Source organism: Streptomyces sp. HNM0645, assembly GCF_030056615.1.
Classification (GTDB): domain Bacteria; phylum Actinomycetota; class Actinomycetes; order Streptomycetales; family Streptomycetaceae; genus Streptomyces; species Streptomyces marianii.
Map to the genome: position 1 here is coordinate 20439 of NZ_JASHLT010000008.1, position 15058 is coordinate 35496.

General features: G+C 73.2%; 15 protein-coding genes. 2 read left to right on the plus strand and 13 right to left on the minus strand.

Translation table 11 applies throughout. The features are described 5' to 3' along the window. Nucleotides 1-72: 72 nt before the first annotated feature. The 5 genes from QMZ92_RS06990 to QMZ92_RS07010 form a co-directional block, all read right to left on the minus strand. Nucleotides 73-426, minus strand: a complete 354-nt coding sequence (locus QMZ92_RS06990) for an MmcQ/YjbR family DNA-binding protein (protein ID WP_283296443.1) — start codon at nucleotides 424-426, stop codon at nucleotides 73-75. An 8-nt stretch (nucleotides 427-434) separates the two neighbouring features. After that, nucleotides 435-1703: a hemolysin family protein gene (locus tag QMZ92_RS06995; protein ID WP_283296345.1), complete on the minus strand. Its 1269-nt coding sequence runs from the start codon at nucleotides 1701-1703 to the stop codon at nucleotides 435-437. Next, nucleotides 1700-2197, minus strand: a complete 498-nt coding sequence (gene ybeY, locus QMZ92_RS07000) for an rRNA maturation RNase YbeY (protein WP_283296444.1) — start codon at nucleotides 2195-2197, stop codon at nucleotides 1700-1702. Before ybeY ends, QMZ92_RS06995 begins: the two co-directional genes overlap by 4 nt. A 14-nt stretch (nucleotides 2198-2211) precedes the next feature. Next, nucleotides 2212-3234 (minus strand): PhoH family protein, encoded by a 1023-nt coding sequence (locus QMZ92_RS07005; RefSeq protein ID WP_283296346.1) that lies wholly within the window; start codon nucleotides 3232-3234, stop codon nucleotides 2212-2214. 305 nt (nucleotides 3235-3539) lie between these two features. Further along, nucleotides 3540-4646: a PfkB family carbohydrate kinase gene (locus QMZ92_RS07010; RefSeq protein ID WP_283296347.1), complete on the minus strand. Its 1107-nt coding sequence runs from the start codon at nucleotides 4644-4646 to the stop codon at nucleotides 3540-3542. 335 nt (nucleotides 4647-4981) lie between these two features. Here QMZ92_RS07010 and QMZ92_RS07015 point away from each other — a divergent pair, with 335 nt between their 5' ends. Beyond that, entirely contained in the window at nucleotides 4982-6268 is a 1287-nt protein-coding gene (locus QMZ92_RS07015; RefSeq protein ID WP_283296348.1) for an MFS transporter, read from the plus strand. 285 nt (nucleotides 6269-6553) lie between these two features. Here the strand turns inward: QMZ92_RS07015 and QMZ92_RS07020 are convergent, their stop codons facing one another. From QMZ92_RS07020 to hrcA, 8 genes are all read right to left on the minus strand, one after another. Next, nucleotides 6554-7555 carry an adenosine deaminase gene (locus tag QMZ92_RS07020; protein ID WP_283296349.1) on the minus strand — a complete coding sequence of 334 codons (1002 nt, stop codon included), beginning with the start codon at nucleotides 7553-7555 and terminating at the stop codon, nucleotides 6554-6556. 29 nt (nucleotides 7556-7584) lie between these two features. Continuing rightward, nucleotides 7585-8493: a ribonuclease Z gene (locus tag QMZ92_RS07025; RefSeq protein WP_283296350.1), complete on the minus strand. Its 909-nt coding sequence runs from the start codon at nucleotides 8491-8493 to the stop codon at nucleotides 7585-7587. 28 nt (nucleotides 8494-8521) lie between these two features. Further along, on the minus strand, nucleotides 8522-8881 hold the full coding sequence (locus QMZ92_RS07030; protein ID WP_283296351.1) for a histidine triad nucleotide-binding protein: 360 nt from the start codon (nucleotides 8879-8881) through the stop codon (nucleotides 8522-8524). Nucleotides 8882-9105: 224 nt separating this feature from the next. Next, the gene (locus QMZ92_RS07035; protein WP_283296352.1) at nucleotides 9106-9639 is read right to left on the minus strand and encodes a hypothetical protein; all 534 of its coding nucleotides are present in this window, start codon (nucleotides 9637-9639) and stop codon (nucleotides 9106-9108) included. A 337-nt stretch (nucleotides 9640-9976) separates the two neighbouring features. Continuing rightward, nucleotides 9977-10708 (minus strand): 16S rRNA (uracil(1498)-N(3))-methyltransferase, encoded by a 732-nt coding sequence (locus QMZ92_RS07040; protein ID WP_283296353.1) that lies wholly within the window; start codon nucleotides 10706-10708, stop codon nucleotides 9977-9979. Continuing rightward, entirely contained in the window at nucleotides 10705-11778 is a 1074-nt protein-coding gene (locus QMZ92_RS07045) for a nitronate monooxygenase (RefSeq protein ID WP_283296354.1), read from the minus strand. Before QMZ92_RS07045 ends, QMZ92_RS07040 begins: the two co-directional genes overlap by 4 nt. Before the next feature lie 204 nt (nucleotides 11779-11982). Then, the gene (gene dnaJ / locus QMZ92_RS07050) at nucleotides 11983-13119 is read right to left on the minus strand and encodes a molecular chaperone DnaJ (protein WP_269730439.1); all 1137 of its coding nucleotides are present in this window, start codon (nucleotides 13117-13119) and stop codon (nucleotides 11983-11985) included. Next, the gene (hrcA, locus tag QMZ92_RS07055) at nucleotides 13120-14136 is read right to left on the minus strand and encodes a heat-inducible transcriptional repressor HrcA (protein WP_283296356.1); all 1017 of its coding nucleotides are present in this window, start codon (nucleotides 14134-14136) and stop codon (nucleotides 13120-13122) included. Between the two features lie 189 nt (nucleotides 14137-14325). Here hrcA and QMZ92_RS07060 point away from each other — a divergent pair, with 189 nt between their 5' ends. After that, a complete protein-coding gene (locus tag QMZ92_RS07060) occupies nucleotides 14326-15048 on the plus strand; it encodes an MBL fold metallo-hydrolase (protein WP_283296357.1) in 723 nt (240 codons plus the stop codon). Nucleotides 15049-15058: the final 10 nt, after the last annotated feature.

Here is a 15058-nt window from a genome sequence, read left to right on the forward strand (position 1 = left end):
CGCGGCACGAACCCGCCCGGAGGGCACCGGCCGCGGACTGTCGGGCGGCGTACCCGGCGCGGGCGTACGGGCTCACGGCCGGTCCAGGCGCAGCCGCTCCGCCTTCGGCAGGCCGGCGACGACGAGGTCGTAGGAGTCCTCGACGAGCTCCCGGACCGTACGCGCCGGGAGCTCCGCCACCGTGACCGTGTTCCAGTGCCGCTTGTTGAGGTGGTAGCCGGGGACGATCGCCGGGTACTCGGCGCGCAGCCGGACGGCCTCGTCCGGGTCGCACTTCAACGACACCTTCAGCGGGGTGGCCGCCAGGTCGGAGAGGGCGAACATCTTCCCGGCGACCTTGAAGACCGAGACCTCGGGGCCGAAGGGGAAGTCCTCCACCGCGGCGTTCTGCGCCAGGCAGAACTCCTTCAGCCGGCTGGGCGTCAGCGGGCCGCTCACGTCGGCTCCACGAGCACGGTGACGATCTTGTTCCGTCGGCCTGCGGGGGACTCGGCGGTCAGTCGCAGGGCGCGGCCGTCCGGGAGCTCGACCTGGGCGCTGGCGCCGGCGATCGGGACCCGGCCGAGGGACTTGGCCAGCAGCCCGCCGACGGTCTCCACGTCCTCGTCGTCGTAGGCGTCGAGGCCGAACAACTCACCGAGGTCGCCGATGTCGAGCCGGGCGGTGACCCGGTAACGCGAGTCGCCGAGCTCCTGCACGGGCGGCAGCTCCCGGTCGTACTCGTCGGTGATCTCGCCGACGATCTCCTCCAGGATGTCCTCGATGGTGACGATCCCCGCCGTGCCGCCGTACTCGTCGATGACGACGGCGACGTGGTTGCGCTCCTGCTGCATCTCACGCAGCAGATCGCCCGCGTTCTTGGTGTCGGGCACGAAGGCAGCCGGCCGCATCGCGGTGGAGACCAGCTCGGCCTCCGCCTCCCGGTTGATGTGCGTCTTGCGGACCAGGTCCTTGAGGTACACGATCCCGACGATGTCGTCCTCGTTCTCCCCGGTGACGGGGATACGGGAGAACCCGGAGCGCAGCGCGAGGGTGAGCGCCTGGCGGATGGTCTTGTAGCGCTCGATGGCGACGAGGTCCGTCCGCGGGACCATCACCTCCCGCACCAGGGTGTCGCCGAGCTCGAAGACGGAGTGCACCATCCTGCGCTCCTCGGCCTCGATCAGCGACTCCTGCTCTGCGAGGTCGACCATCGCCCGAAGCTCGGCCTCGCTGGCGAACGGGCCCTTGCGGAAGCCCTTGCCCGGCGTCAGCGCGTTGCCGATGAGGATCAGCAGCTGCGGGATCGGGCCCATGATCCGGGCGAGCGGCAGCAGGACGTACGCGGCGGCGGTCGCCGTGTTGAGCGGGTGCTGGCGGCCGATGGTGCGCGGCGAGACGCCGACGGCGACGTACGAGACGAGGACCATCACGCCGATGGCGACGGCCAGCGCCTGCCAGGTCTCCGTGAACTCCTGCAGACACGCGTAGGTGACGAGCGCCCCGGCCGCCATCTCGCAGGCGACCCGCACGAGCAGGGCGACGTTGAGATAGCGCGTCGGGTCGGACGCGACCTGGACCAGCCGGTCGGCGCCGCGCCGCCCCGAGCGCAGCGCCTCGGCGGCGCGGAAGCCGGAGACCCGGGCGATGCCGGCCTCGGCGCAGGCGGCGAGCCAGGCGACGACGACGAGGGCGACGGCGCCGATGACGAGTTGGGCACTCATGAGACGGTCGGCGCCGGGGAAGGACCGGTCAGGCCCTTCTCCGCCCTCCAGCCGTCGACGATCGCCGCCTGCAGACCGAACATCTCCGCGCGCTCGTCGGCCTCCTCGTGGTCGTACCCGAGCAGGTGCAGCACCCCGTGGACGGTGAGCAGTTGGAGCTCCTCGTCCATGGAGTGCCGGGTCGGCGCTTCCTCGCCCTGCTTCTTCGCCACCTCGGGGCAGAGCACGATGTCGCCGAGGAGCCCCTGCGGGGGCTCCTCGGCGTCCTTGACGGGCGGACGCAGCTCGTCCATGGGAAAGGACATGACATCCGTGGGGCCGGGCAGGTCCATCCACTGGATGTGCAGCTGCTCCATGGCCTCGGCGTCCACAACGATCACCGAGAGCTCGGAGAGCGGGTGGATGCGCATCCGCGCGAGTGCGTAGCGGGCGACGTCGAGGATCGCCTGCTCGTCGACCTCGGTGCCGGACTCGTTGTTGACGTCGATCGACATGGTGCTGACCGGTTTCACTTCCCGTTGCTGCCGTTGCGGCTGTCGTACTTCTCGTAGGCGTCGACGATACGGCCCACGAGCTTGTGCCGGACGACATCCTGCGATGTCAGCATGGAGAAGTGCACGTCCGGGACGCCGTCCAGGATCTCCCGGACCTGGCGCAGACCGCTCTTGGTCCCGCCGGGCAGGTCGACCTGGGTGACGTCGCCGGTGATCACGATCTTCGAGTCGAAGCCGAGACGCGTCAGGAACATCTTCATCTGCTCCGGATTCGTGTTCTGCGCCTCGTCGAGGATGATGAACGCGTCGTTGAGCGTACGGCCGCGCATGTACGCCAGCGGCGCCACCTCGATCGTGCCCGCGGCCATCAGGCGCGGGATCGAGTCCGGGTCGATCATGTCGTGCAGGGCGTCGTACAGCGGCCGCAGATACGGGTCGATCTTCTCGTAGAGCGTGCCGGGCAGGAAGCCCAGACGCTCGCCCGCCTCGACCGCGGGCCGGGTGAGGATGATCCGGTTGACCTGCTTGGACTGCAGGGCCTGCACGGCCTTGGCCATCGCCAGGTACGTCTTGCCGGTACCGGCGGGGCCGATGCCGAAGACGACCGTGTGCTTGTCGATGGCGTCGACGTAGCGCTTCTGGTTGAGCGTCTTGGGGCGGATGGTGCGTCCGCGGCTGGACAGGATGTTCTGGGTGAGGACCTCGGAAGGGGTCTCGGCCGCCGCTCCCCCGCCTTCCTCGCGAAGCATGGCGATCGAGCGTTCCACGGCGTCCTCCGTCATCGGCTGTCCGGTGCGGAGCACCAGCATCATCTCGTCGAAAAGGCGCTGGACCAGTGCGACGTGCCGCTCTTCGCCGACGGCACTGATCACATTGCCGCGGACATGGATGTCCACGGTCGGGAACGCCTGCTCGATCACGCGCAGCAGGGAATCACCAGAACCGAGCACGGTCACCATCGGGTGCTTCGCGGGGACGGTGAAATGGGCTCGTGCCTGCCCCGGCGCGAGGGTCTGGTCTGTGGGTGTCTGAGTCATGGGCCGGCACTCTGGCCTGCGCATACCTCCCGTTGCGGGGTTCTCGCCGCTCGACAACCTCTGGGTTACCAGCGTACGACCCCGCGCGGACGGTCCCGAAGCGGTTTTCCGCACCGCGTGAGACCCCCTCCCGGCCCGCCGCGAGGCCCCGGGCGGGACCGGGGGGTGGCACGGGGCACGGCCACCCGGCACGGGTGACGGGAGGGGCCGGAGCCGGTGGGCGCGGGCCGACGGCAGGGGGTCGCGCGGGGCCGCCGCGCGGGAGGCATCGGGAGGGCTCCGGTCCCGGGGAGCGCGGCAGCGTGTCAGACCGGACGCCGGAAGCCGATCGTGGGCACCGCACGGCGCAGCGGCCAGGGGCGGTCGGGGGCGGGGAGGAGCCGGGCCAGGAAGGCGTAGCGCTCGAGCGCCTCGGGGTCCTGGTCCTCGCAGCCCTGGACGTACTGCCACCAGGCCGCCACCTCGGACCAGCCGGGCGCGGACAGCGAGCCGCCGAACTCCTGGACGGACAGCGCGGCCGTCAGTCCGGCGAAGGCGAGCCGGTCCGCGAGGGGCCAGCCGGCGAGGGTGCCGGTGACGAAGCCCGCCACGAAGACGTCACCGGCACCCGTGGGGTCCAGCGCCTCCACACCGATCGCCGGGACCTCGGCCGTCCCGCCCGTGGCACCGTCCACGGCGTACGCGCCGTCCGCGCCGAGCGTGACGACGGCGAGCGGCACCTCCTCGGCCAGTGCGCGGGCGGCCGCGCGCGGGCAGTCGGTGCGGGTGTAGCGCATCGCCTCCTCGGCGTTGGGCAGGAACGCCTCGCACAGTCCCAGGTCGTGCAGGGCGCGCAGGTCCCAGCGACCGGTCTCGTCCCAGCCGACGTCGGCGAAGATCCGGGCGCCCTGCCCGGCCGCCTCCGCGATCCAGGGCTCGACACGGCCGGGCACGAGGGAGGCCACCGCGGCCCGCGCCCGGGGGGCCGCCGTGGGCGCGGTCTCGGACAGCGGGGCCTCGTGACCGTGGGAGACCATCGTGCGCTCGCCCTCGTACGCCATGGAGACCGTCACCGGGGAGTGCCAGCCGGGCACGGTCCGCGACGGGGACAGATCGATGCCCTCTCCCTGCTCCAGGGCGTCCCAGCAGTAGTCGCCGTAGAAGTCGTCGCCGAACGCCGCGGCGAGGGAGGTGCGCAGACCGAGCCGCGCCAGCGCCGTGGCCATGTTGGCGACGCCGCCCGGGCTCTGGCCCATCCCGCGAGCCCAGGTCTCGGTGCCGCGCACCGGCGCGGCGTCCAGGCCGGTGAAGATGATGTCGAGGAAGACCGTGCCGGTGAGGAACACGTCGCACGCCGGGTCCCCTCCGGTGCGCAGGGCGCCCAACGGGTCGACGTGCGTGCCGTGTTGCTGCTCTCCGTCGGTCGTGATCACGGTGGCTCCCGGATTGCCGTGCAGTGCGGTGCAAAGAGCGGTGCGAATCTGGCCAGTGTGCCTGATCCGGACCCTGGCGCAGGGGCGGCGGACCGGGTCCGGGGCGGGCTCGGAGGGGGGACGGACCGCGGAAAAGACGTTCTGCTACCCGACCGATCACAGAGCAAACCAAATGTGTCCCGCATCACACATTCTCGGCTTCTCCGCCGCCGGGAGCGCTTGATACAAATTGGCGCGCGTTCCCGTGCAGAAGACGCCGGGCGCTCCTCCCTCCTCCTCGCCCCAGGGGCGCGTTGGATCCCCATGCCTTCACCCCATTGCTCCCGGGAACGCCCATGTCCTCGCGCCTGCGCGCCGCGTGGCCGCTCGTCGCCGTCTTCGCGGTCGGCTACCTCGCCTCCTACCTCCTCCCCACCGTCGTCGGCCGGCTCTCCGCCGGACTCGGCCTCGCCCCCACCCAGGCCGGACTCGTCGGCTCCGTCCTGCTGTTGGCGTCCTCCGCCGCCGGCTTCGCGCTCGCGTCGCGCGTCGAGCGGTTCGGGCCGCGCCGGCTCGCCCGCGCCGGACTGCTGCTCGCCTTCACCGGCTACGGCGCGGTCGCGCTGACGTCCGCGGTGCCCGTGGCCGTCACCGGCGTCGCGGTCGGCGGCCTGGGCTCCGGCACGGCGACCGCGGTCGCCGCGGCGGGCATCGCCGCCCAGCGCGACCCCCACCGGGTGACCGCGCTCGGCCTGCTCTCGGTGTCGGCGACCGCGGGCGCCCTGTACCTGACGATCCCGCGGCTCGGCGGCGGCCACGCCCTGCCGTTCGCGGCGCTCGCGCTGGCGGCGCTCGCGGCATGGCCCGCGACGCGTCGGCTGGACTGCCCCGGCGCCCGGGTGAGCGTGCCGGGCGTCCAGGGCCTGCCGGTCCCCCGCCCCTCCCGGAACCCGCTCCCCCACCGCCGCTCCGGGGCGGTCCTCGCGGCGGCCGTGTTCTGCTGGGCGATGGCGCAGAACGCGCTGTGGGGGGTGAGCGGCCGGATAGGCACCACCCAGGCCGGGCTGAGCGAGGTCACCGTCGGCGCGGTCTTCGCCGTGGCGCTGGGCGCGGGACTCACGGGGGTCGTCGTCGCCGGGACCGTGGGCGCGCGGTTCGGGCGGGCGGTTCCGATCGGTGCGGGCACGGCGCTCATCGCCTGCTGCGTCGTGGTCAGTTCGTCCGCGCGCGACCTGGTGGCCTTCGCCGTGGGCGAGATCCTGTGGAACACCGTCTACCCGGTGGTGCTCTCGTACCTGATCGGCCTCGCCGCCTCGCTCGACACCCGGGGGCGGTGGGCCGTCCTCGTCGGCTCCGCGTCGTCGCTGGGCGTGGCGTGCGGCCCGACGGCCGGCAGCCTGCTGTCGGCACACGCCGGCTACCCGGGCATGGGACTCGCCCTCTGCGCGGCCCTGCTGGTCGCGGCGGTACCGATGACCGCGGTCGCCCTGCACACCTCGGGCCGGCGCCTGGTACCCGTGCCGCTGCCGGTGCCCGCCGCGGTCCGGCGCCGCACCGCGGCGGCACCCGCGGTGCTGGCGGAGATCCCGGTCCCGGTGCCGGGGATCTCCCCCGCGGGCACGGCGAAGGTCCTGGCCTCCTGAGGCGGGGCGACGGCGCTTCCTCGGGGGAACGCGCCGTCGCCCGGTGCCCGTGCTTCGGCCGAGGGGCACCGCTCGGGCACGGCGCGCCGCGCGGGTGCGCCGGGATCGGCACCCGGCCCGGCAGCCTGGCGCCGACTCGGTCCGGCCGCCGTGGCGGGCCGGCGCCGGAGCCGGGTGGGACGACCGCCCGTGCCGCCCGGCCGGCCGCGGTCGCGCCTGCCCGGCCCCGCGACGGGTGAGCCCGCCCCGACGCCGGGAGGGGCTCAGGCGCCCGGCGTCCCCGCGTCACTCCCGGTCGAAGTCGTAGCCGGCGACCTCGGCGAGGCAGCGTTCGCGGCGTGCCTCGTCGTGGTCCAGGAAGGCCGCGCGGAAGGAGTTGCGGGCCAGTTCCCGCAGCTGCTCCTGGGTCAGCCCGAGCGCCTCGCGCACCGCGTGGAAGGTGTCGCCGACGTAGCCGCCGAAGTAGGAGGGGTCGTCGGAGTTCACGGTGACGAGCAGACCGGCGTCCATCATGGCCCGCAGCGGATGGTCCTCCAGGGTGTCGACGGCGCGCAGACGGACGTTCGACAGCGGGCAGAGCGTGAGCGGGACCTGCTCGCGGGCCAGCCGCTCGACCAGCTCGGGGTCCTCCACGGACCGCAGGCCGTGGTCGATGCGCTCGACGCCGAGCACGTCGAGCGCCTCGCGCACGTACGCGGGCGGCCCCTCCTCCCCGGCGTGGGCGACCTTCCGCAGGCCGAGTGACTCGGCCGCCGCGTACACCTCGCGGAACTTCGACGGCGGGTGCCCCACCTCGGCCGAGTCGAGACCGACACCGGTGATGTGGTGCAGATAGGGCTTCGCTGCGTCGAGCGTCTGCATCGCGGACTCCGCCGACCGGTCGCGCAGGAAGCACATGATCAGCCGGGTCGAGACGCCGTACCGCTCCTCGGCGTGGTCCAGCGCGTGCGCGAGGCCCTCGATGACCGTGCCGATGGGGATGCCGCGTTCCGTGTGGGCCTGGGGGTCGAAGAAGATCTCGGCGTGCCGCACCCCCTGTGCCGCCGCTCGCGCCAGATACGCGTCGGCGAGTTCCGTGAAGTCGTCCGCGGTGTGCAGGACCGCCATCAGCCCGTAGTACAGGTCCAGGAAGGACTGCAGGTCGCTGAAGAGATAGGCCCTGCGCAGCGCGTCGGTGCCGGCGTACGGCAGGTCGACGCCGTTGCGTTCGGCCAGCGCGAAGGCGAGCTCGGGTTCGAGGGTGCCCTCGATGTGCAGATGCAGTTCGGCCTTGGGGATGAGTGACATCGGTGCTCGCTCGGACGTCGGAGGGTGGATCAGGCCGCGCGTTTGGGGACCGGGACCCGTACGAGGTCCTGGGCCACGGACAGTTCGCCCTCGAAGCCGGCGGCACGGGCCTGCCGCTCGAACTCGTCGGGTTCGCTGTAGCGCTGCGAGAAGTGTGTCAGCACCAGGTGCCGTACGCCCGCATCGCGCGCCACGCGGGCCGCCTGTCCCGCCGTGAGATGACCGTGGTCGCCGGCCAGCGCGACGTCCTCGTCGAGGAACGTCGACTCGATCACCAGCATGTCGCAGCCCTCGGCCAGCTCGTGGGCGCCGTCGCAGAGCCGGGTGTCCATGACGAACGCGAACCGCTGGCCGCGGCGCACCTCGCTGACGTCCTCCAGCGCGACCCCGCCGAGGGCGCCCTCCCGCTGGATACGGCCCACGTCGGGCCCCTTGATGCCGTGCGCGGCAAGGCGCTCGGGCAGCATGCGGCGGCCGTCGGGCTCGGTCAGCCGGTAGCCGAAGGACTCGACGGGATGGTCGAGGCGGCGCGCCTCCAGCGTGTACGAGGGTGTCGCGGCCAGCACTCCGCCGTCGGCGACCGGGGCCTCCGCGAGCGGGACCGTCTCGCGGTAGGCCGTCGCGTGGCGGAGGCGTTCGAAGAAACGCTGCCCGCTCGCCGGGTAGTGGGCCGTGACCGGGTGCGGCACCTGGTCCAGGTTGATGCGCTGGATCACCCCCGCGAGGCCGAGGGAGTGGTCGCCGTGGAAGTGGGTGACGCAGATCCGGTCGATGTCGTGCGCGGCGACCCCGGCCCTCAGCATCTGCCGCTGGGTGCCCTCGCCCGGGTCGAAGAGGATGCCCTCGCCGTCCCAGCGCAGCAGATAGCCGTTGTGGTTGCGGTGCCGGGTGGGGACCTGGCTGGCCGTACCGAGCACGACCAGTTCGCGTACGGACAAGGTGGGCTCCGTGCCTGTCGGTGGCGCCCTACCCGGGCGGCCATTCGAGCCCGCGGCCGCCGAGGACGTGGGCGTGGGTGTGGAAAACGGTCTGGCCGGCACCGGCGCCGGTGTTGAAGACGATGCGGAAGCCGGAGGCGTCGACCTTGTCCATCGCGGCGACCTCGGCGGCCTCGCGCAGTATGTCGGCGGCGATGCCCGGCTCGGCCGCGGCGAGCGTGGCGGCGTCCGGGTAGTGGACCTTGGGGATCACCAGCACGTGCGTCGGCGCTTGCGGGTTGATGTCCCGAAAGGCGACGGTCGTCTCCGTCTCGCGGACGACGGTGGCCGGTACCTCCCCCGCCACGATCTTGCAGAACAGACAGTCGGCTTGCGGTTCTCCCGCCATGGTCCGGGCCCCTTCACGACTCCGACGATCAGTGGAACTGCATCGTATCGGTGCCGGGGTGCGCCTCCGGCGGGGTGCTGCCGTGCGGACCGGCCGCCACCGTGCCCGGCGCGCCGGGCACGGCCCGCGAACGGCAGGTGCGCGGGCCTGACGGGCGAAGCAGCGGCGGAGCCTCACCGGCGGGAGGTGCGGCCGGGCCCCGCACGTTCGAGGAGGTAAGGGCCCTATGGGAGGGGGGTGCGGGTCTCGGTGACGGTGACGGTCACGGTGACCGTGGGGCGCGGTGCACCGCCGTCACCCGGGGCTGGAGGCGGCGCCGGTGTCCTGGCGGGGGTGGGCACGGGGGCGTTGCAGTCGCCGAGGACGTAGGCGCGGAAGACCCGGCGGCCGTCGGACTTCGCCGTGAGGTCGCCGTGCACGCACCGGCCGCCGATCTCCTGGGTGACCGTGCCGCCGATGGTGATCTTCCCGCCGTCGTCGGTCTCGCCCTCGCAGTCGACACCGGCCGCCGCACGGGCCGAAGGGGAGGCGCTCGCACCGCTGTCGAGCCGCGCCGCGCAGCTGAGCCAGCGGACCCGAACGCCCTCGTTCTCCAGGGCCCGCGTTCCCGCGATGTCGGTGGTGTACGACACCGCCATGGCGCTGAGACCGCCGGACGTCCCGGGTTCGCACGCCACGAGGCCGGACGCGGTCCCGACCGCGCAGACGACGGTGGCGAGCACGCGCAGGGGGACGGGGACTCGGAAAGGGGCCGTCATGGGCGGCAGCGTGCCAGGGGCGGGAGGGGCGCGGTAGTCCGTTTGCGGCCAACGGCCCCGTATCGCAGACCGTACGGGTGACGCCCGCAGGGTCCGCGGGCCGGTCGTCGAGGGCACCGTCCGGTTCGGGTCGCTGCGGCATTCGCACCGGGACGGCACGTGCCTCGACGCGCCGTCCCTCAACCGCGAGGGCACCGGCACCCGGCGGCGGATCGTCCTCCGGGCGGACGAGGCCGCCCCCGCGAACCGCCCGTGGCGGGAACCCGGTCCGGGCCGGTGGTGACGGGAACCCGGCTGCGGGCCCGTGGATCCGGATCCCGGTCGGGGGCGTCGCGGCTCAGGACCAGCGGCCCGTACGGCCGAGCAGCAGGGCGGACGCCGCCGTGCCCGCGGTGGAGGTCCGCAGGACGCTCGGGCCCAGCCGGAAGGGCTTGGCGCCCGCCTCGGTGAACGTGGCCAACTCCTCCGGGGAGACTCCCCCTTCGGGCCCCACCACCAGCACGATGTCCCCGGCGGAAGGGAGTTGCGCGGTGGCGAGCGGTTCCGCGCCCTCCTCGTGCAGCACGACCGCGAGGTCCGCTTCGCCGAGCAGCCGTGCGACCTGCTGGGTCGTGGCGGCCCCGGCGACCTCGGGGAAGCGGAGCCGGCGCGACTGCTTGCCCGCCTCACGGGCCGTGGAGCGCCACTTGGCGAGCGACTTGGCGCCGCGCTCGCCCTTCCACTGGGTGATGCAGCGGGCGGCCGCCCACGGCACGATCGCGTCGACGCCGGTCTCGGTCATCGTCTCGACGGCGAGTTCACCGCGGTCACCCTTGGGCAGGGCCTGTACGACCGTGATCCGGGGCTCGGGCTCCGGCTCCTCGCGCACCGCGGTGACGGTGACGTCGAGGCGGTCCTTGCCCTCGACTGAGGCGACGGTGCCGTAACCGCCGGTGCCCCGGCCGTCGGTCAGGACGACCTCCTCGCCCACGCGCAGCCGGCGCACGGAGACGGCGTGCCGGCCTTCGGGCCCGTCCAGGGTGACGGTGCCGGTGCGGACGTCCTCGACCAGGAAGACGGGGGCGGTCATGAGGGGTTCCGGAGCGCGAGGGCGGAGCCCGCCGCGGCCGTCTCGGCGGCGAGGATCCCGACGAGCCGGCCGGCGGGGAGGTCGCGGGCCAGGCGGTGGCCCTGGCCGGCCCACAGGGCCATGGCCTGCGGATCACCGGCCTTGGCGGCGGCCTTGCGGAGGCCCGAGGTGAGGTGGTGCACCTCGGGGTACGCGGCGGGCGCGTACGGCCCGTGCTCGCTCATGAACCGGTTCACGAGGCCGCGGGCGGGGCGGCCCGAGAACGCCCTCGTCAGCTCGGTCCTGTTGAACAGCGGACTGGTCATGGCCTGCTTGTGCAACGCGTTCGCGCCGGACTCGGGGCAGACGAGGAAGGCGGTGCCGAGCTGTGCGGCGTCGGCCCCGGCGGCCAGGACCGCGGCGATCTGGCTGCCGCGCATGATGCCCCCGGCCGCGACGACCGGCAGCGGTACGGCTTCGCGGATCTGCCCGATGAGCGCGAGGAGTCCGATGCCGCCGCAGTCGTTGGCGGGGTCGTCGCGGTGCGTGCCCTGGTGGCCGCCGGCCTCGACGCCCTGGACGCAGATGGCGTCGGCGCCCGCGTCCTGGGCCGCCAGCGCCTCCTCGGGCGTGGTGACGGTGACGACCGTGAGCGTGCCGGCCCGCTTCAGCTGGGCGACGGCGGCGGGGGTGGGACAGCCGAAGGTGAACGACACCAGCGGTACGGGGTCGTCCCGCAGGATGGCCAGCTTGGCCTCGTAGCCGTCGTCCCGGCCCGAGTCGGGGTCCCCGAGCGGTGTGTCGTACCAGTCGGCCTCTCCGGCGAGCTGTTGCCGGTAGACGTCGACGGCCGCCGCGTCGGCGTGGGCGGGCTGCGGCATGAAGAGGTTCACACCGAACGGCCGCCCGGTGAGACCGCGGAGCTGTTTGATCTCCTGGTACATCCCGTCCGCGGTCTTGTACCCGGCGGCGAGGAACCCGAGCCCTCCGGCCTCGGACACGGCGGCGGCGAGTTCCGGACAGGAGGCGCCACCCGCCATGGGGGCCTGCACGATCGGGTAACGGCAGAGATCGGTCAGCGCGGAGGACATGCCCCGCATGGTGCCACGTCCGGCCGCCACGTCCGAATCCCGGCCTCCGCCTCTTCCGCGAGTGCTCCCACGAGCACCCGCGGCGGACCGCCGGGGCGGACGAGCGGGGCCGCGGCCCCGCCCCGGGTGCGGACGGCCCCGCACCAGCCGGACTCCCGGGCATGACGCTGCCCCGCCGGGGCGGGTGCGCGGGGCGCGCCCGGCTCACCTGCCGTTGAACGCGTCCTTGAGGCGGGAGAACAGCCCCTGCTGCCCCGGCTGGAACTGGCCCGTCGGCCGCTCCTCGCCGCGCAGCTTCGCCAGCTCCCGCAGCAGGTGCTCCTGCTCCGGGTCGAGCTTCGAGGGAGTCTGCACCTCGACGTGGACGATCAGGTCGCCGCGTCCGCCGCCGCGCAGATGGGTGACACCGCGGCCGTGCAGCGGGATCGACTGGCCGGACTGGGTGCCCGGGCGGATGTCGACCTCCTCCATGCCGTCGAGCGTCTCCAGCGGCACCTTCGTGCCGAGCGCGCCCGCGGTCATGGGAATGGTCACCGTGCAGTGCAGATCGTCGCCGCGGCGCTGGAAGACCGGGTGCGGCAGTTCGTGGATCTCGACGTACAGATCGCCGGCGGGGCCGCCGCCGGGGCCGACCTCGCCCTCCCCGGCGAGCTGGATGCGGGTGCCGTTGTCGACTCCGGCCGGGATCTTCACCGTCAGGGTGCGGCGCGACCGGACCCTGCCGTCGCCGGCGCACTCCGGGCACGGGGTCGGCACGACGGTCCCGAAGCCCTGGCACTGGGGGCACGGCCGCGAGGTCATGACCTGGCCCAGGAAGGACCGGGTGACCTGCGACACCTCGCCACGGCCGCGGCACATGTCGCACGTCTGCGCCGACGTACCGGGTGCGGCGCCCTCGCCCGAGCAGGTCGTGCAGACGACGGCGGTGTCGACCTGGATGTCCTTCGTGGTGCCGAACGCCGCCTCGTTGAGTTCGACCTCCAGCCGGATCATGGCGTCCTGGCCGCGCCGCGTCCGCGACCGCGGCCCGCGCTGGGAGGCGGTCCCGAAGAACGCGTCCATGATGTCGGAGAAGTTGCCGAAGCCACCGGCACCGAAGCCGCCCGCGCCGCCGCCGCCGGCGCCGGACAGCGGGTCGCCGCCGAGGTCGTAGACCTGCTTCTTCTGCGGGTCCGACAGCACCTCGTAGGCGGCGTTGATCTCCTTGAAGCGCTCCTGCGTCTTCGGGTCCGGGTTCACGTCCGGGTGGAGTTCCCGCGCGAGCCGCCGGAAGGCCTTCTTGATCTCGTCCTGCGATGCGTCGCGGCGTACGCCCAGTACGGCGTAGTAGTCCGTGGCCACTTACGACTCCGCCAGGATCTGTCCGACGTAACGTGCCACTGCGCGTACCGCTCCCATCGTTCCGGGGTAGTCCATGCGGGTCGGTCCGACCACGCCGAGTTTGGCGACTGCCTCGTCGCCCGAACCGTAGCCGACCGCGACGACGGATGTGGAAGTGAGTCCCTCATGGAGGTTCTCGTGCCCGATCCGTACGGTCATGCCCGAGTCCTTGGCCTCACCGAGCAGCTTCAGCAACACGACCTGCTCCTCCAGCGCCTCCAGCACGGGCCGGATGGTGAGGGGGAAGTCGTGCGCGAAGCGCGTCAGATTGGCGGTGCCGCCGATCATCAGCCGTTCCTCGGTGTCCTCGACCAGTGTCTCGAGGAGGGTCGAGAGCACGGTGGAGACCGTGGCGCGGTCCTCCAGGTCGAAGGACTCCGGAAGGTCCTGCACCAGTTGCGGCACATCGGTGAACCGCCGTCCGACGACGCGGCTGTTGAGCCGGGCCCGCAGGTCGGCGAGCGACGTGTCGGAGAACGGCGCGGGGCAGTCGACGTGCCGCTGCTCGACCCGTCCCGTGTCCGTGATCAGCACCAGCATCAGCCGGGCCGGGGCGAGCGCCAGCAGCTCCACGTGTCGCACCGTGGAGCGGGTGAGCGACGGGTACTGGACGACGGCGACCTGCCGGGTCAGCTGCGCCAGCAGCCGCACCGTGCGGGCGACGACGTCGTCGAGGTCGACCGCGCCCTCGAGGAAGTTCTGGATCGCCCGGCGCTCCGGGGACGACAGCGGCTTGACGCCCGCGAGCTTGTCCACGAACAGGCGGTAGCCCTTGTCCGTGGGAATGCGGCCGGCGCTGGTGTGGGGCTGGGCGATGAAACCCTCCTCCTCCAGCACCGCCATGTCGTTGCGCACGGTAGCCGGCGAGACCCCGAGCCTGTGCCGCTCGGTGAGGGCCTTGGAGCCCACGGGCTCCTCGGTGCCCACGTAGTCCTGGACGATGGCGCGCAGCACCTCGAGTCTGCGTTCGCTGAGCATGGCGCACACCTCCAGCTGTGGTTCTTCGGCGGTCCTTCGGTCCTGGTCTGGCACTCGGCGTCGCTGAGTGCCAGTTTTCCCGGGCCCAGTGTACGGCCGGGAGGTACGTCCCTAGCAAGGGCGGCCGGACACCCTACCCCGTCGCGACGAGCCATGACGCCGCTGGTCGCTCCGGGATAGCGTCGCCGTATGGACGTCCGTTGGGAAGACTTCGGCTGGGAACGGCTCGCCGGCGGCGTCGGGCGGCGGCGCCTGCCCGGCTGGGACGCGACGGTGGGTCTGGTGGCCGGCGAGAGTGCGGTGCTCCTGTTCGACACGGGCTCGACGCTCCGCGAGGGGGCGGAGATCCGGACCCAGGCCGAGTCCCTCCTCGGCGGCCGGCGTGTGACGCATATCGCGCTCAGCCACCCTCATTTCGACCACGTGCTCGGCACGGCCGCGTTCCCCGGGGCCGAGGTGTACGGCGCGGTCGGCGTCGACAGCCTCCTGGTCCGGGACCGGGCCGTGCTGCGCGACGACGCGATCCGCCACGGGATGCCGCCGGACGACGCGGCACGGGCCACCGACGCCCTGGTCGTCCCTCGGCACGTCGTCTCCGGCGAGTGGACGCTCGACCTCGGCGGCCGCCAGGTGATGCTGGCGAACGTCGGACCGGGCCACAGCCGTCACGACCTGGTGCTGCTGGTGCCCGGCGACCGCGAGGTCGTCTTCTGCGGCGACCTGGTGGAGGAGTCGGGCGACCCGCAGGCCGGACCGGACGCCATCCCGTCCCGCTGGCCGGCGGCGCTGGACCGGCTGCTCGCGCTGGGCGGGGAGGACGCGGTGTACGTCCCGGGGCACGGGGCGGCGGTGGACGCCGCGTTCGTGCGCGCCCAACGCGATGAGCTGGCCCGGCGGTTCGGGGTGTCGTAGCGGTTCGGGG

What these genes read in the sequence shown, in the direction of transcription:
- QMZ92_RS06995 (WP_283296345.1), bottom strand. Translation starts at nt 1,703, where the DNA reads ATGAGTGCCCAACTCGTCATCGGCGCCGTCGCCCTCGTCGTCGTCGCC.
- ybeY (WP_283296444.1), bottom strand. Translation starts at nt 2,197, where the DNA reads ATGTCGATCGACGTCAACAACGAGTCCGGCACCGAGGTCGACGAGCAG.
- QMZ92_RS07005 (WP_283296346.1), bottom strand. Translation starts at nt 3,234, where the DNA reads ATGACTCAGACACCCACAGACCAGACCCTCGCGCCGGGGCAGGCACGA.
- QMZ92_RS07015 (WP_283296348.1), top strand. Translation starts at nt 4,982, where the DNA reads ATGTCCTCGCGCCTGCGCGCCGCGTGGCCGCTCGTCGCCGTCTTCGCG.
- QMZ92_RS07020 (WP_283296349.1), bottom strand. Translation starts at nt 7,555, where the DNA reads ATGTCACTCATCCCCAAGGCCGAACTGCATCTGCACATCGAGGGCACC.
- QMZ92_RS07030 (WP_283296351.1), bottom strand. Translation starts at nt 8,881, where the DNA reads ATGGCGGGAGAACCGCAAGCCGACTGTCTGTTCTGCAAGATCGTGGCG.
- QMZ92_RS07035 (WP_283296352.1), bottom strand. Translation starts at nt 9,639, where the DNA reads ATGACGGCCCCTTTCCGAGTCCCCGTCCCCCTGCGCGTGCTCGCCACC.
- QMZ92_RS07040 (WP_283296353.1), bottom strand. Translation starts at nt 10,708, where the DNA reads ATGACCGCCCCCGTCTTCCTGGTCGAGGACGTCCGCACCGGCACCGTC.
- QMZ92_RS07045 (WP_283296354.1), bottom strand. Translation starts at nt 11,778, where the DNA reads ATGTCCTCCGCGCTGACCGATCTCTGCCGTTACCCGATCGTGCAGGCC.
- hrcA (WP_283296356.1), bottom strand. Translation starts at nt 14,136, where the DNA reads ATGCTCAGCGAACGCAGACTCGAGGTGCTGCGCGCCATCGTCCAGGAC.
- QMZ92_RS07060 (WP_283296357.1), top strand. Translation starts at nt 14,326, where the DNA reads ATGGACGTCCGTTGGGAAGACTTCGGCTGGGAACGGCTCGCCGGCGGC.